This is a genomic window from Arthrobacter sp. MA-N2 (assembly GCF_000517125.1).
Taxonomy (GTDB): Bacteria; Actinomycetota; Actinomycetes; order Actinomycetales; family Micrococcaceae; genus Arthrobacter; species Arthrobacter methylotrophus.
In genome coordinates, this window is record NZ_KI912155.1 from 1 (window position 1) to 1606 (window position 1606).

The window sequence follows — 1606 nt, forward strand, 5'->3', positions numbered from 1 at the left end:
TGATCTTGAGGATCGCAGCAACCTGCTCGGTGGGCTGGGCGCCAACGGACAGCCAGTACTGTGCACGCTCAGAGATAACCTCGATGTACGAGGGCTCTTCGGTGGGGTGGTACTTGCCGATTTCTTCAATCGCACGGCCATCGCGCTTGGCGCGGGAGTCCATGACGACGATGCGGTAGTACGGTGCGCGCATCTTGCCGAAGCGCTTAAGGCGAATCTTTACGGCCACTTTTGTGGTCACTCCTGTTTCTGAAACGGGGTTGAGCCCGTCGTTCTGCACCCGTGGGGCGGGCCATACTTGAGGGTTCCAAAGGACAAGATGCACACACGGAGAGAGGGGCCGCGCGGATCGAGTACCTGTCTATTGTGCCAGATGGCAGACAGTATTTCGAACACGCGGCCTGTGCGGCGGGTTTACTACGGGTCTACTGCCCTGCGGACCAGACGTAGAGACCGGCACGCTCAGTCTTTTCGACGTCACTGGCGAGCGACGCCAACTGCTGGACGTACAGGCGGGACTGTTGGGCGTCAAAGGGCATGTCCTCCTGGGCCGCCCAGCTCTCAGCGACATCGTCCAGGACACTTCCCTCACCCTCCGTCTCGTAACTGAGAAGCTCCGAGAGTGCGCGCACCATCGCTTCGGGGACGCCGAGCAAAGCGTCACTGGTGACATCCACCAAGGCGAGCTCGTAGTCGGCCCCGGCGGCGTGCACAGCTTTGCCGGCCAGATCGCCTAACTGTTCTACTTCGAAATCACTGATTCCCGGAATCCGCACTGCGGAGCCGGAGGCGTCACTGCCCTTCTCCAGGGCAGCGGCCCTTTTGAGTGCTTCATCGTGGGTGGCAACAAAGATTTCAGCAAAGCCCATGGAAACTACTCTCATTCGTTCGTGCCAACGGAGCTGCGGCGCGGCGACCGAAAATCATGCGCCACGCCGTCAGGCCCCAGTGTAACTTGCGAGGGGTCCCCGGCCGAGCGGAGCGAGGTTGGGGAGCAAGTTGAACGGTAACTTGCGAGGGGTCCCCGGCCGAGCGGAGCGAGGTTGGGGAGCAAGTTGAACGGTAACTTGCGAGGGGTCCCCGGCCGAGCGGAGCGAGGTCGGGGACCCCCATGGACGCTAGCGAACGGCGACGCGCAGCCGGTTCCGCCACGGGTCCTCGAAGCGCAACTCCTGGCCCGTGTGGTGTGATGCGATGCCGGCGACCTTGAGGCGGTCGGCGAGCGCGCCGACGTCGTCCCCCGACGGGACCTCGATGACGACCTCGCCGAGACCGAGCGTGTCCTTGCGCGGACCGGCACCACGGCTATTCCAGACGTTCATGGCCATGTGGTGGTGGTAGCCGCCTGCGGAGACGAACAATGCTTGCCCGTGCCAGCCGGCGGTCTGCTCGAAGCCCAGGGTGTCAACGTAGAAATCATGGGCGGTGGGCACATCGCCCACCTGGAGGTGGACATGTCCGATGCCGGCGCCGGCGTCGTGCTGGCCGCTCACGGCGGCCTCGCTCAGGTACTGCTGGAGGTAGCGCTGCGGTGGGAGCGGCAGGCTGTCCATGACGACGGTACTGCCGTTCCACTCCCAGCCTTCGCGGGGCTTGTCGTAGTACA

Annotated in this window: 3 protein-coding genes; all 3 read right to left on the reverse strand. The window is 63.7% G+C overall.

All coding sequences use genetic code 11. The features are described from left to right. A partial coding sequence (gene rpsP, locus A3M3_RS0100355) for a 30S ribosomal protein S16 (protein WP_028264632.1) occupies window positions 1-229 on the reverse strand: 229 nt, incomplete at its 3' end. Between the two features lie 196 nt (window positions 230-425). Further along, a complete protein-coding gene (locus A3M3_RS0100360; protein WP_028264633.1) occupies window positions 426-869 on the reverse strand; it encodes a hypothetical protein in 444 nt (147 codons plus the stop codon). Window positions 870-1118: 249 nt separating this feature from the next. Then, window positions 1119-1606, reverse strand: a 488-nt coding sequence (locus A3M3_RS26795; protein ID WP_197023088.1) for a VOC family protein, incomplete at its 5' end; no start/stop codon positions are given.